Raw genomic sequence first — 22,389 nt, 5'->3', positions numbered from 1 at the left:
ATCACATCATCATTGCGGTCTTGCCACACACTCCACCTTTCTTGGCACATTGTGCTTCGCGTCCCCGCCGATGAGCCGCTTGACCTGCCCTGGTGGGCAGCGACCGTCATCCACATAGGCGGTCTCCCCAAGGGGCAGCCTGCCTGGGGGTGGATCCTGACTCAGATAGGTGACGGGAATGGGCGCAGGCGCAAACCCACTGCACCCCGACATCAGGAGTGCGCCGCACCACAGAGCCAGCATGCCTCCCCTCTTTCCTGCAACCGCCATCGCTCACTCCCTGCCTCTGTCGGGGCACCGACCCGGCGCCCCTCGTTTCGGCAGTCTACCCAGGGATGGCGCCGGACCGACACCCGTCTCCGGCGCCGTTGTGACGATTCCAGACACAGGCAAAAATATCGGCGTTCACGGCTTCGACCCGTAGTAGTGGGCCAGCAGGGCATCGGCCTCGTCCACGGGGATCGCCATCTGCGGCCAGCGCGCGGCCTTCTCCTTGATGTCCCGCAGACTCCCCAGCTCCGGGCGCAGTGCGCTGCCGAGGTGGCGGTTCAGGGCATCAAAGCGGGCGATCACCGCCTGTCGGCTGAAGTGCCCGGGCGCCAGATCCAGCCTGTAGCCCTGAAACAGCCACTGGAGTCCCTGATAGACGGCGGGGTGATAGACGCTGTGATGATCCTCCTCCTCGAAGTAGCGGCTGGTGACGTGCAGGTTTGCGCCGGGTGCCCCCACTACCCGCCGCGCAAACTGCTGCAGGCGATCCCGGTGAAGCGCCGAGCGCCCGAATCCCGGGGTGAAGGGGTTGTTGGCCACCGCCATGAACAGCGAGGAGGCGTGCCTGAGCGGCCCGGTCAACTCCGACGCGATGCGCTCGTAATTGCGGGGGTAATCGAACCAGAGGCTGGCGTCGATGGCGATCACCCCCTGGAACTGGCCGCCGTCTTGCGCCTGTGCATCGAGCGCCAGCAGGCCGCCGAGGGAGTGACCCACCAGCAGGGCCGGCGCCTGGGTCCGAAACCTCTCCTCGATGAGGGGACGCAGCTCCTCGCCCAGATAGCGCAAGAACCGGGGCCCGCCCCCCGTCACGGCATAGCCGGGCCCCGCCGGTGCCCCATTGGGCAAGGTCATGGTGTGGCTCGGGGTGTAATCCCGCATCCGGTCGGTGTTGTGCACCGCGACGATGATGAGGGGGGGGATAGCCGGATTGAGCCCGGCCCGCAGGGCCCGGGTGATGCCGACAACCTCCAGCAGACTCTTCTCCCCGTCGAGCAGATAGAGCACGGGGAACCGAGCCCCTGGCTCGCGTTCATATTCCTGGGGCAGGGAGACGCTGTATTGCCGCGTCTCCCCCAGCAGGGCCGAATGGTGGGTGAAGCGCTGGGCGTAGTGGAGCATGTCTGCCTGGGCAGAAGAGAGTGTGATCATGGTGAGCAGCAGGGTGATGAGTCTTGTTATTGGATGAACCAGGATTGTGTCGCCAGCCTTGGGGATCCCCCGTAGGGTGGCGCACAGAGACGACAACAGGGCCCGCAGGCCCTGCTGTCGTCGGCCGTTACAGCTTGTAGGTGAAGCCTGCCATCAGGTTCGCCGGCTCGCCGTACATGTTGAAGGTGCTGGTGGAGCCGACCCGGTAGAAGTACTCCCGGTCGAGCAGGTTGTAGAGGTTCAGGGTCGCCTGCATCCTGTCGTTGATCTCGTAACGCACCGCCGCATCGAACAGGGCATAGCCCCCCTGATGGGTCTCGACCCCCTTCTGGTTGAAGCCGTAGTCGCTCACCGCCGTCATCCCGGCCCCGAGGTGCAGCCCCTGCACCCAGTCGGCCAAGTGGTAGTCGGTCCAGAGTGAGAGGGCGTGACGGGGGATGGTGTCGAATTTCGGGTTGTGATCCCCGGCCTTCTCCTCGATGTCGGTGAAGGTATAGCCGGCCATCACCATCCAGTTCTGGCTGAGATAGCCGCTCGCCTCCAGCTCCACCCCTTGCGTCTCCACCTTGCCGGTCGCCCAGTAGGTGTTGGTGATGGCAATGCCCTGATCGTCGTAGGCCTGGGCCGCGATATTGTCGTCCTTCATCAGGAAGAGGGTCGCCCGGGTGTTGAGCAGGCCGTCACGCAGCGAGGACTTGATGCCGGTTTCCCACTGGCTGCCCTCCCGGGGCTTGAGCAAGTTGCCGCTCTCGTCCTGGCTGGTCTGGGGCTTGAACACCTTGGAGTAGCTGGCATACCAGGCGTGTTCGTCGCTCAGGTCATAGACGGCCCCCGCGTAGGGGGTGAGCTTGCCGTTGAACGCACTGGACTCGCCGCTCTGGGCTCCAGAACTCAGGGTCGTGCTGACGGCATCCAGATCGTACCAAGAAACGCGGGCCCCGGTGATCACCGAGAGCGGCTCCATCAGCCGCCAGGTCACCTTGCCATACAGACCGAGCTCCGACTGCTCCTCATGGTCATTCTTGGTGTAGCTGTAGTCCGGCTTGGCGACCCGGATCGGGTCGAAATCGAACACATTGATCTTGCCGAGGTTGCGGTTGGTGTAGGTCTGGATGTCCGACTCGTAGCGCTTGTAGTCGGAGCCCAGCACAAACTCGCTCTTGTGCCCCAACAGATCGAACATCTGGCTGTAGTTGGCATCGAAGGCCATGTTCTTCTGCTGGTTCCCCTGGCCGTTGAACATCAGCCCGGTGTTGCCCGCCACGTCCACGGGGCCGTTGGTGAAGGTCTGCTCCAGCCGCATGTCGTGATCCATGTAGCGGGCCGAGACCTGACCCACCCCGCCGTTGGCAAAGGCGTGTTGCAGCGAGGCCCCCACATCCGTGGTGTCGGCGTCGAAGAAGTCTTCAGCCGACCCCAGGTAGGTGCTGCGGCCGATGTCGAGCAGGGAGCCGTCCTTGTACGCCGGCAGGCCGTTGGTGGGCAGGATGTCCTTGGTCTGGTGCAGGGCGTAGACGGAGAGGCGGGTGCGATCCGAGAGATCGAACTCCAGGGTGCCGTAGTAGGTACCGTTGTCATTGTTGTTGTAGTCCACCTGGTTCTTGATGTCGGCGTTGGCCACCACGACGCGACCGCGCAGGGAACCCTCGTCGTTGAGTGCGCCCCCCATGTCCGCCTCCAGGTAATGCCTGTCCCAGCTGCCATAGCGCGCCGTGACCGAGCCCTTGAAGGCGTCGGTCGGACGCTTGAGCACCATGTTGATCACGCCCCCCAGCTCGCTGGTGCTGTTGAAGAGGCCGGAGGGGCCCCGCATGATCTCCACCCGATCCACCGCCGCCAGCGACGGCAGGGTGCCGTACTTGCTCTGCATGGGCGATGGCAGGCCGTTGAGGTTCACTTCGTCGTACTCATAGCCACGGGAGAAGATGGAGGAGCGACCGCTGTCATTGACCAGGGTGCGCAGACCCGGCGTGAACTTGGCCAGATCGTCCACCGCCACGAAGTTGCGCTCCTCGATGTAGTCGTTGGTCAACACGGTGATCGACTGGGGGATGTCTTTGAGGGCCGCCGGCGTCTTGGTGCCGACGGTGGCCGAGTCGACCCCATAGCCTCCCGTCTCCTCCGACGGCGACATCCCGTAGAGTGGATTGCCATAGACGACCAGGGTTTCGTCCGGCTTGATGTCCGGTGTGTGTGCCCCTGCTGGGGCGGCAACGGTGACGGCCAGAGCGGCAGAGATGGCCAGAGCCAGCAGGCTTCGCGCTTTATCCTTCAAGACAACCATAGTAAGAGTGACCCCAAGATAGAGATGATAATCATTTTCATTTGATTTTCTGGGGGCTAATATATCACTCCATCTTCCGCCGCAGTTTTGCGGTGTGGTCATTTCACTCTTCGACATGGTCAAATTGCACATGACTGACACAGTGGCAAGGGACACCAGCGCACGCCAACGGGGGCGCTTCACCGGCAGGGTGGAGAACCTGGTGATCCAGGAGGGTCTTCGCTTTCACAACAAGGACATCGTTCACAAGGCAGACTTCGCCACCGAGCGGGAGTTGCCGCCGCAGTTGATCATCGCCATTCCCCTCGAGAGCCGGGCCCTGATGACCTATGGCGCCACTCACAGGCTCAAGGGGTGTCGCTTCCACGAGTCCGACCCCATAGTGGCAACCGCCATCCTCTATACCGAGCCCGACATCGTGCAGGGGGCGGCCAAAGCCCAGGTGCGCAGCCGCAGCATCGTCCTCTCCCTGGACCACACCTGGCTCGCCCACAACCTGGCACAGGCGCATCGCAAGGCTTTCACACAGACCTTCAGCCGCCATCTGAGCCGCGTCGACTGGACCCTGCCCGCTGCCCTTGGACAGATTGCGGAAGCGCTCAATCTCACCAGCAGCCAGAACGCCTCCGAGATGCTGATGCGCAAGGCCTTTGCCCTCAGTGTCTGGGAGAGCCTGATGACCAACCTCCAGCAGGCCGCCTCCCCCTGTTGCCAGCGCCAGAACGAGCAACCGACGCGCCTCAAGATGCTGCTCAGGGATGAAAAAGTGGACGAGATGACCCTGACCGAGATCGCGGCCACCCTCGGCATGAGCGTCTCCACCTTGCAGCGAGCCGCAAAAAAAGAGCTGGGCATGAGCCTGCAGCGCTACCTTCGCCAGCGAAAGCTGCAAGAAGCGCGGGCCAGGCTGGAGGCGCGCAGCCTCTCTCTGCAAGGCGCCGCCGCCCACGCCGGCTATGACCATGTGGCCAATTTCATCACGGCGTTTAGAAAGCAGTTCGGCTTCTCGCCGACGCGGATCGCCAGACAGGGTAAAGAGCAGGAACAGGCGCCCTCTGCAACGCCTTGAGCCTCCTTGTTCATGCGCAATACATCTTTGCTCTGGGATAGTAGGGACCACGCAGGTGGGGTGGCGCTTGAAATCAGCGCTCGTCATCCACACATTCAGTGCATACAATGCGTTAACGAAGCACAACTGGTCGCTTCACCCCGGAAATCAAGAGGACATCAAGATGGATACCCGTTCTATCTACACTGGCACCCAGGGTGCCGTGCGCGACACCAACAAGGTGCTGCGCAACACCTACATGCTGCTCTCCCTCACTCTTGGCTTCTCAGCCGTGGTAGCCGGGGTAGCAACCGTCATGAACATGCCGCCCCTGCACTGGGCCGTGTTCCTCATCGGTGTCTACGGCCTGATGTTCCTGACCGATAAGAACCGTGACAACGGCATGGGGCTGGTGTTCACCTTCGCCCTGACCGGCCTGCTGGGCTATAGCCTCGGCCCCATCATCAACATGTACATGAACAACGGCGGCGGCGAGATCGTGATGACGGCGCTGGGCGGTACTGCGCTCACCTTTTTCGGCCTGTCTGCCTATGCCCTGACCACCAAGCGGGATCTCTCCTTCCTCGGCGGCATGCTGTTCGTCGGGTTCTGGGTACTGCTGGTAGCCATGGTTGCCAATATCTTCCTGCAGATGAGCGCCCTGAGCCTGGCCCTGTCCGCCATGTTCATGCTCTTCTCCTCCGGCGCCATCCTGCTGACCACCCAGCAGATCGTGCGCGGCGGCGAGACCAACTACATCTCTGCCACCGTCACCCTGTATGTCTCCATCTACAACATCTTCCTGAGCCTGCTGAGCCTGCTTGGCGGCAACCGCAACTGATGGATGCTTGATATGCACAAGACCCCGCTTCGGCGGGGTTTTTATTGGCGCCCATTTCTGTCAGGATAAGTTGCAAATCAAGGATATGAAGCGAAGTGGCCCTGATCCAAATCAGGGCCGTTTCGTTGCCGACGGGTTATGCTGTCGCTTTCGTTTCGCTCAAGGGTTGCCTTCATCCCATGCCCATGGACTTCTCAGGTTTATTGCGCCGTCTGCTGACCGACAGCCACATCGATTTCACCTCGTTCAAGGGGGGTGCCTAGCATGCCGATGGATTTCTCCGGCCTGCTGCGCCGGCTGCTGACAGACAGCCACATCTATTTCGCCCTCAAGGTCCTGCTCGCCATCGCGGGGCTGCTCGCCTTCGCGCTGGCAACCGGTGACATCCAGCTCACCGTGCTGCTCTCCCTCGGGGTGGTGGCCGGCGCCATCGCCGAGACCGACGACAGCCTCTGGGGCCGGGTCAAGAACCTCGCCATGACCCTGCTCTGCTTCCTGTTCGCCTCATTGTGCGTGCAGTATCTCTTCCCCACCCCCTGGCTCTTTGCCATCGGGCTCGCGGGCTCCACCTTTATCTTCGTCATGGTGGGTGCCCTCGGCCAGCGCTACGCCACCATCAGCTTTGGTTCCCTGCTGATTGCCATCTACACCATGCTGGGGGCCGCCAAGGCGCCGGATCTCTTCTATCAGCCGCTGGCCCTGTGCGCCGGGGCCCTCTGGTACGGCCTGGTGTCCCTGGTCTGGCTCTGGCTGCTGCCCTACAAGACCCTGCACGAGCAACTGGCCCAGAGCTACTTCGCCCTCGCCCGCTACTTGCAGGAGAAATCCCGCTTCTTCCCGGCCGACGAACACGGCGCCCAGGCCATCCGCCACAATCTGGCCCAGCTCAACATCAACCTGGTCAATGCCCTGAACCAGGCCAAGACGGCGCTCAATGCCCGTCTTCATGCCCCCGGCCGCCACGGGGTTGCCCCCGAGCTCGCGGGCCTGCTGCGCCTCTACCTGCTTGCCCTGGAGATCCAGGAGCGGGCCACCTCCAGCCACTACCCCTACAGCAAGCTGGAAGCGGAGCTCAAGCAGGGCATCGTCCTCGACGGCTTCCAGGAGGTGCTGTCACAGCTTGCCGACGCCTGTCAGCAGCTTGGCTACGCCATCCTGGTGCACAAGCCCTACACCCACCACAAACGCATTCACTGGACCCTGGAGGCCCTCGGCGATCAGCTGGAGTTCACCCACCTCAAGCAGCACTACCCCAAGACCCTGCTGACACCGATGAAGTTCCTGCGTCGCAACCTGGCCAGCATCAACCAGTTGCTGCAAAGCGCCGAAGAGCTGCAAAACCCCGCCGCGCCGCCCACCAGCCTGCCTCCCCTGGCACGGCCGGTCGCCCTGCCCTTGCTGGCATTGCTCAGGCAGCACCTGACCCCGAACTCCATGGTGTTTCGCCATGCCCTGCGGCTCGCCCTCGGGCTGGTCGTGGGCTATGGCATTCTGCAGGCGTTTCACCTGGACAAGGGGTACTGGATCCTGCTCACCGTATTGTTCGTCTGCCAGCCGAGCTACAGCGCCACCCGCCGTCGTCTGGTGCAGCGGATGCTCGGCACCTTTGCCGGTATCCTCATCGGCGTGCCCGTGCTCTGGTTCTTCCCCGAGCTGCACCTGCAACTGGGGATCATGGGGCTTGCCGCCTTCCTGTTTTTCACCCAGGTACGCAGCAACTACAGCGCCGCCGTCTGCTTCATCACCCTCTACGTGCTGATGGCGTTCAACCTGCTGGATGGCATCGGCTTCGCCATCCTCGGACCCCGCTTGCTCGATACCCTGCTCGGCTGCCTGCTCTGCTACGCCCTGGTGGCCTGGCTCTGGCCCGACTGGCAATACAAGCGGTTGCCAACCCTTATCGCCAACTCCCTGTCCGCCAATGCGAAGTACCTCACGGCGGTACTCGCCAGCCTGCATCGCCAACGGGATGAATCCCTGGACTACCGGGTGGCCCGCAAGTGTGCCCACCTCGCCGACAGCGAGCTGGCCATGGCCTGGCAGAGCATGCTGGTGGAGCCGAGCAAGCGCCGCCGCTTCCTGGATCTCTGCTTCACTCTCACCTGGCGCAACCATGCCCTGCTCTCCTATATCTCGGCGCTCGGGGCCCATCGCGACAAACTCGAGCCCATCGAGGGGCTGGAGGAGATAAGCCGCCACATCAGCCAGACCCTGGAGCAGGCCGCCGGTCACCTGGCGGGGCAGATGCCGACGCCGCTCGCGGGAGCCTGTCCGGCCATCGCTCCGGAGAGCAGCGAGGAGCAGCTGATGCTGAGCCAGCAGCTCTCCCTCATCAGCCAGTTGGCAGACGAGCTGTTGGTGCTGGCCAACGACGGCCAGTTGCTGACAGGTCAGGGCCGGACCTAGCCGGACATAGCCGCCGGGCCGATCCCGCCCGAGGCAGGTGCCAAGCGCTGCCCCGGTTGCCGGACGGGACGCAAGGCGCTACCATGCCCGCCCCATTGAGATAGCCTTTTCGAGGAAGCGTCATGTCCGAGCCACACCATTTGCAGTTCAACGGCCAACTCATCGAGACCGATGCCCAGGGCTATCTGCGCCACAGCGAGCAATGGAGTGAGGCGCTGGCCCTGGCGCTGGCCGAGAAAGAGGGGATAGTGCTGGAGGATCCCCACTGGGAAGTGGTGCGTTTCGTGCGGGCCTTCTATCTGGAGTTCAACACCTCCCCCGCCATCCGCGCCCTGGTCAAGGCGATGGAAAAGCAGTACGGCCCGGAGAAGGGCAACAGCCGCTACCTCTACAAGTTGTTCCCGGAAGGCCCCGCCAAGCAGGCCACCAAGATCGCAGGCCTCCCCAAGCCGGTGAAGTGCATCTAGGCCTCCTCGGCAGCCCGATAGCCACACAGCCTCCCCCGTGTTGGACACAAAAAAAGACCGTGCCCATGTTGCCATGAGGCGCGGTCTTTTCATTTCATCGTCCTGTCAGGGGTTGTAGGCTACCACGGAGCCGCTCAAGCCCGTCATCTGGCTGATCCGGCTCTGCATGCCCTGCAACTTGGCCTTGGAGACATCCGGCCCGATGAAGACCCGGTTGATCTGCCCCTGCACCGGGGTTCTCGGCGACGTCTGGGCAGAGTAGCCCGCCGCCCTCAGCTTGCTCACCAGGGCATTGACGCTGTCTGCATTCTTGAAGGCGCCAAGCTGCAGGATCCAGCTCCCCTGAGCCGGGGCTGCTGCCGGTGCCGTAGTCGGCTGGGCCATCTTGCTCGCGATGAGATCATCCATGGTCTTGATCTGGCCCGCCTGTGGCTTGGCCTCCACCGGTTTTTGCACCTCTACCGGCTTGGTTGGCACCGGCTTGGGTTTGGGCTGCTCCACCGGTTTCTTGGCGATCACTTCCGGCTTGGGCTCGGGTTTGGGCTGGGGCTTGGGCTGCGCCACGGCCTGTACCGGCTGCTGCTGGGTGATGGGAGCCTGACTGGCTCCCGCTGGATTGGCTCCCCCCTGATTGGCCAGGGTCACGGTATCGCCAATCTCCTCTACCTGCCACTGGGTCGCGGCAGAGGCCTGCTGCTGACTCGCCAGATGCTCGGCCGGCAGGGTGCTCGCCGCCGAGACCTGAAGCGCAGGCTTGGCGGGCTCGAGCTCCGGACGCAGGGGGATCTTGGCCAAGGCCTCGTCCTTTTGCTCCAGCTTGTTGCCGTCCATCAGGTCCGGCAGAAAGATGACCACCAGGGCGACCAGGATGACGGTCCCCACCAATCTGTTTTGAAACTTCGAAGCCAAGTTAATTTCCACCCATGTTACTTAGGATCCATTGCAATCTTGCACACTTCGCAAAGAACGCCTCCCCTCACGCCGGCTGGCGAAGCCGGGTCCCTCGCCACCCACTTGGCCTGAAAGGGGATTATCCAGTGCAAAACCCGGCCCGTCGTCACGTTGACGGAGCCAGGGGAGCGAACGGCTCAGACCGAGCCCAGAGCCAGCACGTCGGCGACAGTGTAAAACGAGCCGAACACAATGACCATATCGTCAGGACTCGATGCGGCCAAGGCGGCGCCGTAGGCATCCCCCACGCAGGCAAAGGTGAGCGCCGCGCCCCGGCCGCTGCCAAGGGCCGTCGCCAACTGGTCGGCCGTGGCCGCGCGCGGGCCGTGGAGGCTTGCCAGGAACCACTCGTCAATCAGACCGTCAAGCTCGGCCAGCGACCCCGCCATGTCCTTGTCCTTGAGCATGCCAACCACGGCGCGGCGCTTGCCCTTGCCGGGGAGCTGGCGCAACTGGCTGGCGAGATAGGCGGCAGAGTGGGGATTGTGGGCCACGTCGACGATGACCAGCGGCGAGGTTTGCAACTGCTGCATCCGGCCAGCAAGGCGGGCATTGGCCAGGCCGTCGCGGATGGCGGACTCCGCCAATGGCAGACCGAGGGACTCCAGGGCCGCCAGCACGGTGACCGCATTCATCAGCGGCAGGGCCGGTTTGGGCAATCCCGACCAGTGGTGCAGGCCGTGATAATCCCAGTCACCTTCATGCTCGTCACCACGAAAATCGATGCCGACCTGACGCAGGCAGGCGCCGAGGCGCGCCGCTTCGCTTGCAATGGTCGACGGCGGATTGGGCTCCCCGCTGATGGCGGGTTTACCTTTGCGATAGACGCCAGCCTTCTCCACTGCCACCGCCTCCCGGGTATCCCCGAGCCAGTCGCAGTGATCCAGGGCAATGGAGGTGATCAGGGCGACGTCCGATTCCACCACATTGGTGGCGTCGAGCCGCCCCCCCAGCCCCACTTCCAGCAAGAGCACATCGGGCGCGGCGCGACGAAACAGCCACAGACCCGCCAGGGTGGCGAACTCGAAGAAGGTGAGGGCGATGTCGCCCCGGGCGGCTTCCACCTCGGCAAAGGCCGCGCAGTGATCGCCATCGGCCAGCTCCTGGCCATTGACGCGCACCCGTTCGGTAAAGCGCAGCAGATGGGGTGAGGAGTAAACACCGACCCGGTAGCCAGCGGCCATCAGGATGCTGGCCGCCATGGCGCAGGAGGAGCCCTTGCCGTTGGTGCCCGCCACCGTGATCACCTTGAACGGCAGTTCGGTGAGGCCCATGCGGCGGGCAACCGTGCCGACCCGCTCCAGCCCCATGTCGATGTTGGCCGGGTGGATCTGCTCCAAATAAGAAAGCCAGTCGACCAGCGACCGGCTTTGGGATTGTTGCATGTGTGAACTCATCTTCAGTCTTCGATGACCTGAGTGTTCATCAGCTTGGCCAGCAGACCGGCCAGACGGTTGCGCATTTCGCGCCTGTCGATGATGAGATCGATGGCACCCTTCTCCAGCAGGAACTCGGAGCGCTGGAAGCCTTCCGGCAGTTTCTCGCGCACGGTCTGCTCGATGACGCGGGGGCCGGCAAAGCCGATCAGCGCCTTGGGTTCGCCTACGTTGATGTCACCCAGCATGGCCAGACTCGCGGAGACGCCACCCATGGTGGGGTCGGTCAGCACGGAGATGAAGGGCAGACCCGCCTTGGTGAGGCGATCTAGGGCCGCACTGGTCTTCGCCATCTGCATCAGGGAGAACAGGGCTTCCTGCATCCGCGCACCACCGGAGGTGGAGAAGCAGACCAGGCCGCGGCCCTCCTTGATGCTCTCCTCGACGGCACGCACGAAGCGGGCACCGACCACAGAGGACATGGAGCCCCCGATGAAGGAGAACTCGAATGAACAGGCGACGACCGGTACCCCCTTAAGGGTCCCCTTCATCACCACCAGCGCATCCTTCTCGCCCGTCTCTTTCTGGGCGGCAGACAAACGATCCTTGTAGCGCTTGGAATCCTTGAATTTCAGGATGTCTTGCGGCTCCAGCTCGGCCGCGACTTCGCTGCGTCCCTCGGCGTCGAGGAAGCTCTCGAGACGGGCACGTGCGCTGATGCGCATATGATGGTCACACTTGGGGCACACTTCGAGATTGCGCTCCAGCTCTGCCCGGTAGAGCACCTGTTCGCAAGCAGTACACTTGGTCCACACCCCTTCCGGAATGTTGTGACGACGCGGTGTGGTGATCTTGCTCTTGGGAAGGATCTTCTCAAGCCAGCTCATGGAATTCCTTAATGCTTTTGTGCCTGACAAAACGCATCGAGCCTAGATTGTTCAATGACTTAATAGCTCGATGGCAATAAACGACGGATCATTAAACCACAAATTTTCGGGGCCAGTTACTAAAAACTGGTCGTACCCGGTGCCGAGTCCGGCAGCCACAACGGCCCCAGCGGCATCCGCGGCAACCCCAGCTCCGCCGGGTAATCCACGTCCACCAGATAGAGCCCCCCCGCCTTGGCAGTCGGGCCCGCCAGGTTGCGATCCCGGGCAGCCAGCACCTCGGCAATCCACTCCACCGGCTGGAGCCCCTGCCCCACCAGCAGCAGGGAGCCGGTGATGTTGCGCACCATGTGGTGCAGGAAGGCATTGGCCTTGATGTCGAGCACGATGTAGGGGCCGGAGCGGCTGACACAGAGGTGCGTCACATTGCGCCACGGGGTGTTGGACTGGCAGGCGACGGCCCGGAAGGTGCTGAAGTCGTGCTCCCCGAGCAGGCTCTGGCCCGCCTGGTGCATCAGATCGGCATCGATGGTTTCGTGGTAGTGACTGACGCCACTGCCGAGGATGGCCGGCCGGTAGTTGTGGTTGTAGATGACGTAGCGGTAGCGACGGGCGGTGGCGCTGAAGCGGGCATGAAACCCCTCGTCCACCTGCTTGACCCAGCGCACGGCGATGTCCGGCGGCAGGTTGGAGTTGAGGCCCAGGGTCCAGGCCCCTTCGGCGCGGTTCACATCGGTATCGAAGTGGATCACCTGGCCGGTGGCGTGGACACCGGCATCGGTGCGCCCTGCGCACTGGATGGAGACGGGGTGGTTGGCGATGCGGCTGAGGGCTTTTTCCAGCTCCTCCTGAACGCTGATCACTTCGCGCTGGCGCTGCCAGCCGAAGTACCGGCTGCCGTCATATTCAATACCAAGGGCAATTCGCATGGGTAACGGTGTCTTCTGATGAAAGGATGCAGTGAAAGAAACGGGGCGGATTATACGCGCTCGGGCTCAAAAGTCCCAGACCGGGCGAGGCCGCGGTGCGTGGCCCCCAAAGAGAGAGGGCAGCCCGTGGGCTGCCCTCTCTGGTGCATGGATGACAAGGGCCTGCCTAGCCCAGGCGTTTGAGCAGCTTCTGCGCCTCGCTTCGCTGGTGCTCGCTGCCCTGGGCCACCGCCTCTTCCAGCAGCTCGCGGGCGCTCTCCTTGTCGTCGATCTCGAGGTAAGCCCGGGCCAGATCCAGCTTGGCCCCCACCCCGCCGTCATCGGCATCCACATCAAAGCCGTTGGACTCCGGCAGCACCTCGGGGAAACCGTCCAGCCCCACATCCAGGGAGAAGCCCTGATAGGGTTCCTGCTCCGTGCTGCTGGCATCGGCATCGGCCAGCAGCTTGTCGATTTCAACGAAGTCGCTGTCTTGCACCTGTTCGCGGGGTTTCACCTCCCCCTGATGGGACTCCACCTCGGCGAAGGCATCCTCGAAGTCCGCCAGGGCCAGCTCGCTGGGATCCCACTCGGACGCCGTCGGCTTGGTGGGCTCCAGCCCGAGCTCGGCCAGCATGTCGTCCACATCGTCCTTGCCAAACCCCGTCTCGTCGATGTGCGGCGCCTTGGCGGCAAGCTCATCGTCGGTCGGCTCGCCAAACCCGGTCTCTAGATCGCTCAGATCGAAGTTAGCCAGTGTCTCGTCACGCTGGCTGCGGCTCTCCTCCTGGGCCTGGGCCAGATCCGCTTCCAGATCCGCGTCCAGCTCGGCAAACAGAGCGGCCTGCAGCTCCTCCTCGGTCATGATCTCGTCATGACCACGAGCAGAGGAGGTGGGCTCGTCGGAGAGATCGAGTTCCGGCACCACGGGCAGATCGAAGTCCCCCTCGTGGGCCAGATCCAGCTCGGGCACCAGATCCGGATCCCGGTTCGCCGTCGTCACCGCAGGCTCCACATCAAAAGCGGAGAGCGCCGTCTCGTCATCCCGGAAGATGACATCGGCGGCAGCACTGGCGCCATCTTGCTTCCTGCTCACTTCCGGCTCGTTGAGATCCGGCATGCCATGGAGGGGCTCGTCATCCGCGATGCCCACCGTCATCAACTGATCAAACTCGCTGTTCTCGTCTCCCATGACCATGGAGGTCGACTCGGAGAGGCTCTTCTCCTGCTCTTCCAGCTCGCGGCGGGCACGAGCACGCAGCCAGAGCGTGACCAGGGCAAGCACCAAGAGTACCGGCAGCAGGATGATCATGGCGAGATTGAGCGGCGAAGAGAGCAGCTCCATCAGCCAGCTCTGTTTGGGCACCGGCGCCACCACGGGAGGCGTCGGATTGGCCTTGAGTTCCGCCACCTCTTTTTGCAGGGCGGTTTGATCCTGCAACTGGGCCTTGAGGGTCTCCACCTCTTCGGTCAGGGCTTGCAGGCGCAGCTTGAGCCTGTGGTTCATCTCGGTGACCTGGCCGAGCTGGGCGTTGGCATCTTCCAGGGCCAGCGCCATCTCGGTAGAGGGTTTGCCCACCGCAGTGGCGGGCAGGGGCGCCGGCGCCGTGCTGGCGGCGCTGCTCGCAGCAGCGCTCACCACCACGGGGGTGGAGACAGCCGCCTTGGCGGTCTCCTTCACCTCGGGGGCTGGAGCCGTTGCCTTGGGAGCCGCCGGGATCGGCGCCGCCTTGGGCGGTGTATTCTTGGCCACCACAGCCGGCTTGGCCGGAGCAGGCTTGCTCACCACCGGCTGGGCGACGTGGGATTGCTTGTTGGCCAGGTATTTGGGGCTCAGCCCCTTCCAGCTCGCGTTGTCGCTGTTGAAGCGACGGCGTGCTTCGGCATCCGTGATGCGCCCCGCCTCTGCGGCGGTGGGCAGCAGGATGTGGGAACCCACCAGAATATGGTTGATGTTGCCGTCTGCGAAGCTTCGGGGGTTCTTGTCATAGATGGCCACCATGGTCTGGTAGACGCTTACCCGGTTGGACGGGCGATGCTTGCTCGCCAGACTCCAGAGGGTATCGGTGGGACGCACGGGACCATAACTGCCAGCCGATGCAGCAGGCACCTGACGCACGATGGGCTGGGCTCTGGGCAGGGTGACGGGCGCCACGGGCTGGGCCCGGGGCTCTGGTTGCACCGCGGGGGGCGGTGAGCCATCCGGTCCCTTGAGTTCGACAAAGAAGGGTTCTCGCGCCCCCTCTTCGGCCTGAACCGTGCCCAGAAGCCCCAATGCGAGTAGCGTTGCCAGCGTTATGCGGGAATGTCCCATATTCGTTCCTTCGTATGACGGCCCTATCACATTGAAAAATCTGGATAGTTACCCCAAAACAATCGGCTCAATATAAATCAGGCGCCGGTCTCAAGCCAGCGATCCGACATATTTCGCGCCCGGCGACGGCCAGAAAGCAGCCCCAGACGCGAACCAGAGTGTAGAAAAAAACCTAGTCCACTGATATCACACGGTATTCCAAAAACCGGAGAGTGGGTTCCCGGTCACATACCGGGGCCAGGGCGCCCACATCAAGGCGGGGTTCCCTCCCCGCCCGGGGCCGACATCCGGCCTCAGAGGTAATCGCGTACCAGCAGTTCGGCAATCTGCACGCTGTTGGTCGCCGCGCCCTTACGAACGTTATCGGCCACGATCCACATATTGATACCACTCGGATGAGAAATATCCTGGCGCACCCGCCCGACCATCACATCATCCTGGCCGGTGGCATCGCGCACCGGGGTCGGGTAGTCCCCTTCATCATCAAACAGGGTCACCCCCGGGGCATTGCGCAGCAGCTCCTTGACCTGCTCGGCGTCCAGCGGCTGGTGCAACTCCACATGGACCGCCTCGGCGTGACCGTAGAAGACCGGCACCCGCACGCAGGTGGGGTTCACGGCGATGCTGGCATCCCCCAGGATCTTCTGGGTCTCCCACACCATCTTCATCTCTTCCCGGGTGTAGCCGTTGTCGGTGAAAGCATCGATCTGCGGGATCAGGTTGAAGGCGATCTGCTGCGGATAGAGGGTCGGCTCCACCGGGCGGCCGTTGAGCAGGTGGGCGGTCTGGCCCGCCAGCTCGCTCACCCCTTCCTTGCCGGAGCCGGAAACGGACTGGTAGGTCGCCACGTTGATGCGACTGATGCCTACCTCATCGTGCAGGGGCTTGAGGGCCACCAGCATCTGGATGGTGGAGCAGTTGGGGTTGGCGATGATGTTGCGGTTGCGAAAATCGGCCAGGGCGTCCGGATTCACTTCCGGAATGACCAGGGGAATGTCCTCGTCGTAGCGGAAGCAGGAGGTGTTGTCGATGACGATGCAGCCGTGCTCGGCGGCGATGGGCGCCCATTTGGCCGAGACCTCGGCACCGGCGGAGAAGAGTGCGATCTCCACCTGGCTCCAGTCAAAGGCCTCCACATCAAGGATGTCGACGTTCTTGCCGCCAAAACGCACCGTGTCCCCAGCGCTGCGACTGGAGGCGAGCGGATAGAGGGTCGCTACCGGGAAGGCGCGCTCCTCCAGGATCTCGATCATGGCCTGACCCACGGCGCCGCTGGCACCCAATACCGCTACGTTGAATTGCTGACTCACTGATCTGTTCTCCTGTGATGCGGCCCGTCGGGGCCGGGCATGAGGGCCCCGGCTGGCACGCGTATCGGTTTGATGACAGGCCCGCCATGATGCCGGGCCGGGGGGAAGCGCCGCCTGGGCAAGCCCCTCCCCTTGTTGAAATCGGGTTTATTGCTTCGAGACGGCAAAGCCCAGTCGGGCCAGTCTGTCGTCGGCGAAGGGCCCTTTCAGTTGCAAGGCGCCCAATTCGCGCCGCTCGGGGTAGCGCTTGCGCTGCTCATCGAAGCTGCCGGGCAGCCCGATCCGGTTGCGAAAACGGGCGTCGTCACGGCGCACGTCATAAACAAGGTGGACAAGCTGCTTGATGAGCGCCTGATCCGCCGGCTGCCCCGGCGTCAGCTCGCGCACCTCTGGGGCAGGCAGCAGGGATTGCAGATCCTGGCGCGGGGTGCGCCCCAGTTGCCGGCACAGCGCCTCATAGAGCATCCAGGTGCCACGGGCCTTGCCTTCCAGGCTGTAACCGGCGATGTGCGGGGTGGCCAGCTCGGTATGGGGCACCAGTTCCTTGAGAGGCTCCGGCTCTCCTTCCCACACGTCCATCACCAGTCGCAGGGGATGGGGCCCCTGCTGGCGGACAAGCAGGGCACGGTTGTCCCACACCTCGCCGCGGGAGGCGTTGATGAGGATCTGCCCGGCCGGACGCTCGGCGATCTCCTCGGCTCCCAGTAGGTGGAAGGTGGCCTCATCCCCTTCACGAAGATAGGGGACATGGAAGCTGACGATGTCGGCATCCAGGGCAGTGCGGAAATCCACGAAGTCGCCAGCGGCGCCGCTACGGGCCAGGGGCGGGTCGCAGCGCAGCACCTTCATCCCGAGCGCCTCGGCCTTGCCGGCCACGCTCTCGCCGGTGTTGCCGGCGCCGATGACGGCGAGGCTCATCTCGCTCAAGGTCAGCTCATGGCGTTCCGCCAGAACCAGCAGGGCGGAGAGCACGTAGTCCCCCACCGACACCTTGTTGCAGCCGGGGGCGCTGAAGAAGGGGATGCCCCGCGCCGCCAGCAGCCCCTGATCGATGTGATCCGTGCCGATGGTGGCCGTACCGACAAACCCCAGCCTGGGGCAACTCGCCAGGAGCGCTTCGTTGACCCGGGTCACGGAGCGCACCAGCAGCACATCCGCCTCTTGCAGATCCGCGGCCTTTATTTCTCGTCCCGGCAGGGGAACCACTTCACCAAATTCCGCAAACAGCTCCACCGCATGGGGCATATTTTCATCAACGACAATCTTCATCGGCACGCATCTCGTCCACAAGGGCCACAGGCGCGCCATTCTAGCCCAAACGCGACGGATTTTCAGAGGCTTGTTGGCAGACCGCTCTGCGGCCATCTTTTCGCCTCCCGGCCTCAGGTGCGGGCACGATGCCCGGCAGCATCATATGTAACAGCCTGTTGCCCTCGCCCCCTTCGCCTTGACCAGAGCAACCTGACTGGCACAATGACGCCTCTTTTTAGCCGCTCGCGCCACCGAACCGGACCCCTTGATGCCGACTCACTCCTCTTCGTTGCCACGCCGCAAGGTGCTTCATTTCAATGCCCTCCTGCTCCTTCCCCTGCTATTGCTCGTCTGCCTGCCCTGGCAGCCGTTCATGACCCAGGCCCTGCAATCGGGCTGGCTATGGTGGCCCTACGCCCTCACCCGCATGGTGGACTTGCCGGGGCTGGTCTTCACCATCGCCGCCCTGCTGCTGCTCACAAGACACAAGCTGACGCTGGACAGTCGCGCCCTGCTGGCGCTGGCTGGCGCCCTCTTTGCCGTGCTGGCGAGCGACTGGGTCATCAAGAGCCTCATCAAGCTGCTGACCGAGGAGCCCAGGCCCTACCTCATCTGGCTGGAGAGCCAGGAGCTGATCCCCGCCATCCGCCAGTTCTATGGGGGAAGCCAGGCCCTTCGCAGCGAACAGGTCCACGCCGCGACCCAGTTGCTGGCGCTGCCCGCCTGGCTCGGCCAGCACTGGCAGGCAGAGGTCAACTATGCCTTTCCCTCCGGTCACAGCATCGCCGCCATGAGCCTCGCCCAGTTCTTCGGCCTGATCTGGCTGGCCCGGGCACCCGCCGGGGCCTGGCTGCTGCCGCTCTGGGCCATCGGGATTGGCCTCTCGCGCACCCTTATCGGCATGCACTGGCCCCTGGATGTGCTGGCAAGCGCCCTGCTTGGCAGCCTCACCGCCCTCCTGGCCGCCCGCTGGTGGTTGCGCCACTACTGACGTCCAATAAAAAACGGGCACCTGGGTGCCCGTTTTTTATCGCTTGTACGCCACTCACCCCTTCTGCTGCCAGCCCTCGGGATACTTGTAGCCGACGAAGCGCTTGGCGGCATAAGCCTTGAATTCGGGGGAGTTGTAGGCGGCCGCCACATCCTTGGCGAACGGCTTGCCCGCATCGGCGCTCTTTACCACCACCCAGTTGATGAAGTCATAGCTGCGCTCGAGGAAGAGGCCGGAGCTGAACGGGATCCCGCTTGAGGCGGCAAAGTTGCCGTTGATGACGGAGAAGTCCACATCCTCACGGGAGCGCGGCAGCTGCGCCGCCTCCAGCAGCACCAGCTTGAGGTTGTGGGGGTTCTTCACCACGTCGAACTCGCTCGCCTTGAGAGGATTGATCCCCTCCTTGAGGCTCAGCCAGCCCAGATCCTGCAACATCAGCAGTGCTCGGGCCTGGTTGGTGGGATCGTTCGGGATGGCGACCGTGCTTCCCTCTTTCACCGCCTTCAGATCCCCCAGCTTGCCGGCGTAGAGCCCCATGGGACCGGTCGGTACCTGGGTGATGGGCGCCAGAGAGAGACCCCGGTCTTTGGCGAAGCTCTCCAGATAGGGCTTGTGCTGGAAGCAGTTGACGTCAAGCGACCCGTCCGCCAGGGCGATGTTGGGGGTCACGTAGTCGGTGAACTCCACCAGCTTGACCTTGTAGCCCTTGGCTTCGAGCTGCGGCTTGATAGAGTCGGTCACCATGTCGGCAAAGTCGCCAACCGTGGTGCCGATGACGATCTCTTTCTTCGCCTCATCGATGGCAAAGGCGGACAGCGGCAGGCTGCTGGCGAGCAGCGCCAGGGCGGAAAGGGTGAAGAAGGAACGACGTTGCATAAAAACTCCCTGTCAACATGATCATCAAAACGGTGAACGGTCGGGGGCGAACATGCAGCCACCACACAACCATCTAGCCATCCAAACGGCTAATTTAGCACACCATAACAGAGCTCGTAGCCTTCGCCAAGCAACAAAACCGGGCAAGCTTGGCCAGCACGAAGCAAAGCGCATCCCGCAACTGGATGAAAAATCTTTGACGGAGCGCGCAGTTATGCGCCTTGCCCTCTCCCTGCCTGGCGTCAAACTGGCTTATTGTGGTCATTCGATACCCATTTCAACGGTTCCCATGAGGGCCTGATGGGCTGCTCTACACCCAGACAACACAAGGAGTCACCGTGTTCGATCATGTTGAAATCAAGGTGGTGCGTTTTGACTCCTGTCAGCACTTCTACGCCACCGTACTGGCTCCTCTTTTGATAGAACTCAAATGGTCTGATGAGGCGGCGGCCGGTTTTGGCCTGATGGGCCGCGATCACGTGGGCTTTCTGATTGAGCGGGGGCAGCAGGGCGCCTCCTGCCATCTCGCATTCAGGGCCGACGACACGACACAGGTGGATGCGTTCCATCACGCGGGGATCAAGGCAGGTTTTGCCTGCAATGGGCTGCCGGGACTGCGTTCCCACTATGCCCCCAATTACTACGCCGCCTTCCTGCGCGATCCCGATGGCAACAACATCGAGGCGATGACCTACCTTGAATGCCCAGACACGGCAAGCGAGTGAAGCAGCGCCACTCAGTCAGCCAACGAAAGCCTTCAGGCGAGGCAGTCCGCCACAGACAAGGAGACATTCATGCTTGAGCAAAACACCACCGGCCTGCTGGTCGTCGATATCCAGGGCAAACTGGCCCGTCTGGTCGAGGAGAGCGACACCCTGATTGCCAATACCGCCAGGCTGGTGCAAGGGGCCAGGGTGCTGGGGCTGCCGGTTGTCTGGCTGGAGCAGAACCCGGACAAGCTCGGTGCCACCGTGCCCGAATTGCAGTCGCTGCAGGCAGGCGATCTTGTGCTGCCCAAATACAGCTTCGGCGCCCTGGGTGAGCCGACGGTGGCGGCCGCGTTGGCCGAAAGCGGGGTAGAGCATTGGCTGGTATGTGGCATCGAGACCCATATCTGCGTCTACCAGAGCGTGCTGGGGCTTCTCGCCAGCGGTGCCGGGGTCTCGCTGGTGGTGGATGCGGTGTCGTCCCGCACCCTTGCCAACCGGGATCTCGCCATCGCTCAGCTGGCGGCCCGGGGCGCCGCCCTCACCTCGGTGGAGATGTGCCTCTATGAGCTGATGGGGGATTGCCGCCATCCGGCATTTCGCAAGATCCTCTCCCTGGTGAAATGACCGCCATGATGGACAATATGGCGCCCTTTCTGTTCGCCCTCATCGCCTTCGGGGCGGCACTCATGGTGACGGTGACGGGGATGGCGGCCACCCGTCACTATCTGGCCTGGCTCTGGCTGGGGATCATGCTCTTCTTCGGACTGTGGTGGACGCTGCTAGGGATGCCGCCGCTCCTCGCCGAACCAGCCCCTCTCTGACCATGCCGCCCGGACGGCTCAGCCCCCCAGACGCTCCTGCAGATAGTCGTATCCTCCCCCCTCTCTTGGCACGAAGCTCAGCCTGTGGGTCAGACCGGGGGGCGCATCATCGGCATGATGGGAAACGAACAACAGCTGGGTTCCCTCGCCAACGAGGCGCGCCACCATCTCCCGCACCAGGTGACGGTTGAGGGGATCCAGTCCCTGCAGGGGTTCGTCCAGGATGAGCAGCGGCGGATGCTTGACCAGAGCCCGGGCGATCAGCACCAGTCGCTGCTGACCGAAAGAGAGAGAGTGGAAAGGCTGCGCCCCCTGATCGGCCAGCCCCAGCAGGGCCAGCCACTGGTTGGCCAGCGCCAGCTGACGATCCCCCGGCCGGGTATAAAGCCCGATGGAGTCGTAGAAACCGGAGAGGATCACTGTCTGCACCGGGCAGCTGACACGATAGTCCAGATGCAGCGCCGGGCTCACGAGCCCGATATGGCGCTTGATCTCCCAGATGCTCTCGCCGCTGCCCCGCCGCCGTCCGAACAGATGGAGTTCATTGTTGTAACCTTGCGGGTGATCTCCGGTGATGAGGGAGAGCAGGGTCGACTTGCCAGCGCCGTTTGGTCCCACCAGTTGCCAGTGCTCCCCCTCGTCAATGGTCCAGTCGAGCCCGTCGATGATCACCTGATCCCCGTAAGCGATACGCATGGCTTTCATGACGACCCGAGGGCCGGGAGGCAAGGGCTCGGGTGTCGTCAGCGGTGGCGGCAAACGGGGGGATACGGTTTCGGCGCGAGCCAGCTGGGCCACCTCCTGGCTGCCGAGCACCGCCTCGCGCTCCCCCGCCAGCAGCAGACGACACTCGCCGAGCAGGCCGAGGTGAGTGGCAAAGGGGGGGATCTCATCAAAACGGTTGACGATCACCACCAGACGCAGCCCCTCTGACACCAGGTCGGCCAGCAACATCATCAAAGAAGCCCTGGCCCCCTGATCCAGGCCATCGAAGGGTTCGTCCAGCACCAGCAGCTCGGGTCGCCCCAGCAGGGCCCGGGCCAGCAGCAGCTTGCGCCCCTCCCCGCTCGAGAGGTAGCGATAGGGGCGCTCCCACAGGGATTCAATGCCAAAACGGGCCAGCAGCGCGCGTGCCTCATGCTCCTCGCCCCCCGCCTCCAGCATCAGGGTCGATACCCGATACCCCGCCTCCTCCTCTTCTCCCAGCATGTCGGTATTGCGCCGCTGCCAGTCCAGCTCCCCCAGCTGTTGCTGCGACTCGAACGAGAGTCGCTCGGCCCGGACTCGGCCCCATACCGCTCCGGCACGCACGACCAGCTCGCCGCACAGGGCCGACGCCAGCGCCGTCTTGCCGCTGCCGTTGCTGCCGACGAAGGCCCAGCAGGCCTGCGGGGTGAGACAGAGTTCGGGAATAACCAGGGTGTGGTGGCCACGCAGGGCCAGGGTGGCGGATTGCCACTGCAATGAGGTCATGGGATCGTCCTGTGATGGGTGCGGAGCGCCTTGCGCATTCCCCTTGTAACAAA

General features: G+C 63.4%; 20 protein-coding genes. 8 read left to right on the top strand and 12 right to left on the bottom strand.

Annotated elements, in window-relative coordinates:
• Window positions 1-9: 9 nt before the first annotated feature.
• The 3 genes from I6L36_RS22330 to I6L36_RS21300 all read right to left on the bottom strand — a co-directional run bounded on the left by I6L36_RS22330 (window position 10) and on the right by I6L36_RS21300 (window position 3,706).
• Window positions 10-213, bottom strand: coding sequence for a DUF6719 family protein (locus I6L36_RS22330; RefSeq protein WP_353933824.1), 204 nt, complete (start codon window positions 211-213; stop codon window positions 10-12).
• 192 nt (window positions 214-405) lie between these two features.
• Window positions 406-1,422 (bottom strand): alpha/beta hydrolase, encoded by a 1,017-nt coding sequence (locus tag I6L36_RS21305; RefSeq protein ID WP_254203454.1) that lies wholly within the window; start codon window positions 1,420-1,422, stop codon window positions 406-408.
• Between the two features lie 127 nt (window positions 1,423-1,549).
• A complete protein-coding gene (locus I6L36_RS21300; RefSeq protein WP_244053482.1) occupies window positions 1,550-3,706 on the bottom strand; it encodes a TonB-dependent siderophore receptor in 2,157 nt (718 codons plus the stop codon).
• 130 nt (window positions 3,707-3,836) lie between these two features.
• Between I6L36_RS21300 and I6L36_RS21295 the strand changes: the two genes are divergently transcribed.
• The 4 genes from I6L36_RS21295 (at window position 3,837) to I6L36_RS21280 (ending at window position 8,468) form a co-directional block, all read left to right on the top strand.
• On the top strand, window positions 3,837-4,775 hold the full coding sequence (locus tag I6L36_RS21295) for an AraC family transcriptional regulator (RefSeq protein ID WP_223932020.1): 939 nt from the start codon (window positions 3,837-3,839) through the stop codon (window positions 4,773-4,775).
• A 163-nt stretch (window positions 4,776-4,938) separates the two neighbouring features.
• Window positions 4,939-5,595: a Bax inhibitor-1/YccA family protein gene (locus I6L36_RS21290; protein WP_216986911.1), complete on the top strand. Its 657-nt coding sequence runs from the start codon at window positions 4,939-4,941 to the stop codon at window positions 5,593-5,595.
• Window positions 5,596-5,859: 264 nt separating this feature from the next.
• The gene (yccS, locus tag I6L36_RS21285; RefSeq protein WP_109113023.1) at window positions 5,860-8,001 is read left to right on the top strand and encodes a YccS family putative transporter; all 2,142 of its coding nucleotides are present in this window, start codon (window positions 5,860-5,862) and stop codon (window positions 7,999-8,001) included.
• Between the two features lie 122 nt (window positions 8,002-8,123).
• Window positions 8,124-8,468, top strand: coding sequence for a TusE/DsrC/DsvC family sulfur relay protein (locus I6L36_RS21280; RefSeq protein ID WP_102948544.1), 345 nt, complete (start codon window positions 8,124-8,126; stop codon window positions 8,466-8,468).
• A 105-nt stretch (window positions 8,469-8,573) separates the two neighbouring features.
• Here I6L36_RS21280 and dedD read toward each other — a convergent pair whose 3' ends face one another.
• From dedD to I6L36_RS21245, 7 genes are all read right to left on the bottom strand, one after another.
• Window positions 8,574-9,377: a cell division protein DedD gene (dedD, locus tag I6L36_RS21275; RefSeq protein ID WP_216986910.1), complete on the bottom strand. Its 804-nt coding sequence runs from the start codon at window positions 9,375-9,377 to the stop codon at window positions 8,574-8,576.
• Between the two features lie 179 nt (window positions 9,378-9,556).
• Window positions 9,557-10,816 carry a bifunctional tetrahydrofolate synthase/dihydrofolate synthase gene (gene folC, locus I6L36_RS21270; RefSeq protein ID WP_162540632.1) on the bottom strand — a complete coding sequence of 420 codons (1,260 nt, stop codon included), beginning with the start codon at window positions 10,814-10,816 and terminating at the stop codon, window positions 9,557-9,559.
• 2 nt (window positions 10,817-10,818) lie between these two features.
• The gene (gene accD, locus I6L36_RS21265) at window positions 10,819-11,682 is read right to left on the bottom strand and encodes an acetyl-CoA carboxylase, carboxyltransferase subunit beta (RefSeq protein WP_010675139.1); all 864 of its coding nucleotides are present in this window, start codon (window positions 11,680-11,682) and stop codon (window positions 10,819-10,821) included.
• Between the two features lie 119 nt (window positions 11,683-11,801).
• A complete protein-coding gene (gene truA / locus I6L36_RS21260; RefSeq protein ID WP_109112909.1) occupies window positions 11,802-12,611 on the bottom strand; it encodes a tRNA pseudouridine(38-40) synthase TruA in 810 nt (269 codons plus the stop codon).
• Between the two features lie 166 nt (window positions 12,612-12,777).
• Window positions 12,778-14,904, bottom strand: a complete 2,127-nt coding sequence (locus tag I6L36_RS21255; protein ID WP_109112908.1) for a FimV/HubP family polar landmark protein — start codon at window positions 14,902-14,904, stop codon at window positions 12,778-12,780.
• A gap of 293 nt (window positions 14,905-15,197) precedes the next feature.
• A complete protein-coding gene (locus tag I6L36_RS21250) occupies window positions 15,198-16,214 on the bottom strand; it encodes an aspartate-semialdehyde dehydrogenase (protein ID WP_041214974.1) in 1,017 nt (338 codons plus the stop codon).
• 147 nt (window positions 16,215-16,361) lie between these two features.
• Window positions 16,362-17,483 (bottom strand): 4-phosphoerythronate dehydrogenase, encoded by a 1,122-nt coding sequence (locus I6L36_RS21245; protein ID WP_109112907.1) that lies wholly within the window; start codon window positions 17,481-17,483, stop codon window positions 16,362-16,364.
• 250 nt (window positions 17,484-17,733) lie between these two features.
• Here I6L36_RS21245 and I6L36_RS21240 point away from each other — a divergent pair, with 250 nt between their 5' ends.
• Window positions 17,734-18,456, top strand: a complete 723-nt coding sequence (locus I6L36_RS21240) for a phosphatase PAP2 family protein (protein WP_069651435.1) — start codon at window positions 17,734-17,736, stop codon at window positions 18,454-18,456.
• A 54-nt stretch (window positions 18,457-18,510) separates the two neighbouring features.
• On the opposite strand, the gene I6L36_RS21235 is transcribed toward I6L36_RS21240, so the two are convergent.
• On the bottom strand, window positions 18,511-19,332 hold the full coding sequence (locus I6L36_RS21235; protein WP_041214971.1) for a MetQ/NlpA family ABC transporter substrate-binding protein: 822 nt from the start codon (window positions 19,330-19,332) through the stop codon (window positions 18,511-18,513).
• A 338-nt stretch (window positions 19,333-19,670) separates the two neighbouring features.
• Here I6L36_RS21235 and I6L36_RS21230 point away from each other — a divergent pair, with 338 nt between their 5' ends.
• The 3 genes from I6L36_RS21230 to I6L36_RS21220 all read left to right on the top strand — a co-directional run bounded on the left by I6L36_RS21230 (window position 19,671) and on the right by I6L36_RS21220 (window position 20,863).
• Complete coding sequence (locus I6L36_RS21230; RefSeq protein ID WP_109113224.1) at window positions 19,671-20,057, top strand: VOC family protein; 387 nt, start codon at window positions 19,671-19,673, stop codon at window positions 20,055-20,057.
• Between the two features lie 69 nt (window positions 20,058-20,126).
• Window positions 20,127-20,666, top strand: a complete 540-nt coding sequence (locus tag I6L36_RS21225) for a hydrolase (protein ID WP_109113225.1) — start codon at window positions 20,127-20,129, stop codon at window positions 20,664-20,666.
• A 5-nt stretch (window positions 20,667-20,671) separates the two neighbouring features.
• The gene (locus tag I6L36_RS21220; protein WP_223915819.1) at window positions 20,672-20,863 is read left to right on the top strand and encodes a hypothetical protein; all 192 of its coding nucleotides are present in this window, start codon (window positions 20,672-20,674) and stop codon (window positions 20,861-20,863) included.
• Window positions 20,864-20,881: 18 nt separating this feature from the next.
• On the opposite strand, the gene modF is transcribed toward I6L36_RS21220, so the two are convergent.
• Window positions 20,882-22,336, bottom strand: a complete 1,455-nt coding sequence (gene modF, locus I6L36_RS21215; RefSeq protein WP_210539156.1) for a molybdate ABC transporter ATP-binding protein ModF — start codon at window positions 22,334-22,336, stop codon at window positions 20,882-20,884.
• Window positions 22,337-22,389: the final 53 nt, after the last annotated feature.

Source organism: Aeromonas sp. FDAARGOS 1406, assembly GCF_019048565.1.
GTDB classification, from domain to species: Bacteria; Pseudomonadota; Gammaproteobacteria; order Enterobacterales; family Aeromonadaceae; genus Aeromonas; species Aeromonas caviae.
Note: the sequence above shows the minus strand (reverse complement) of the source record. Positions and strands in the feature narration are given on the sequence as shown.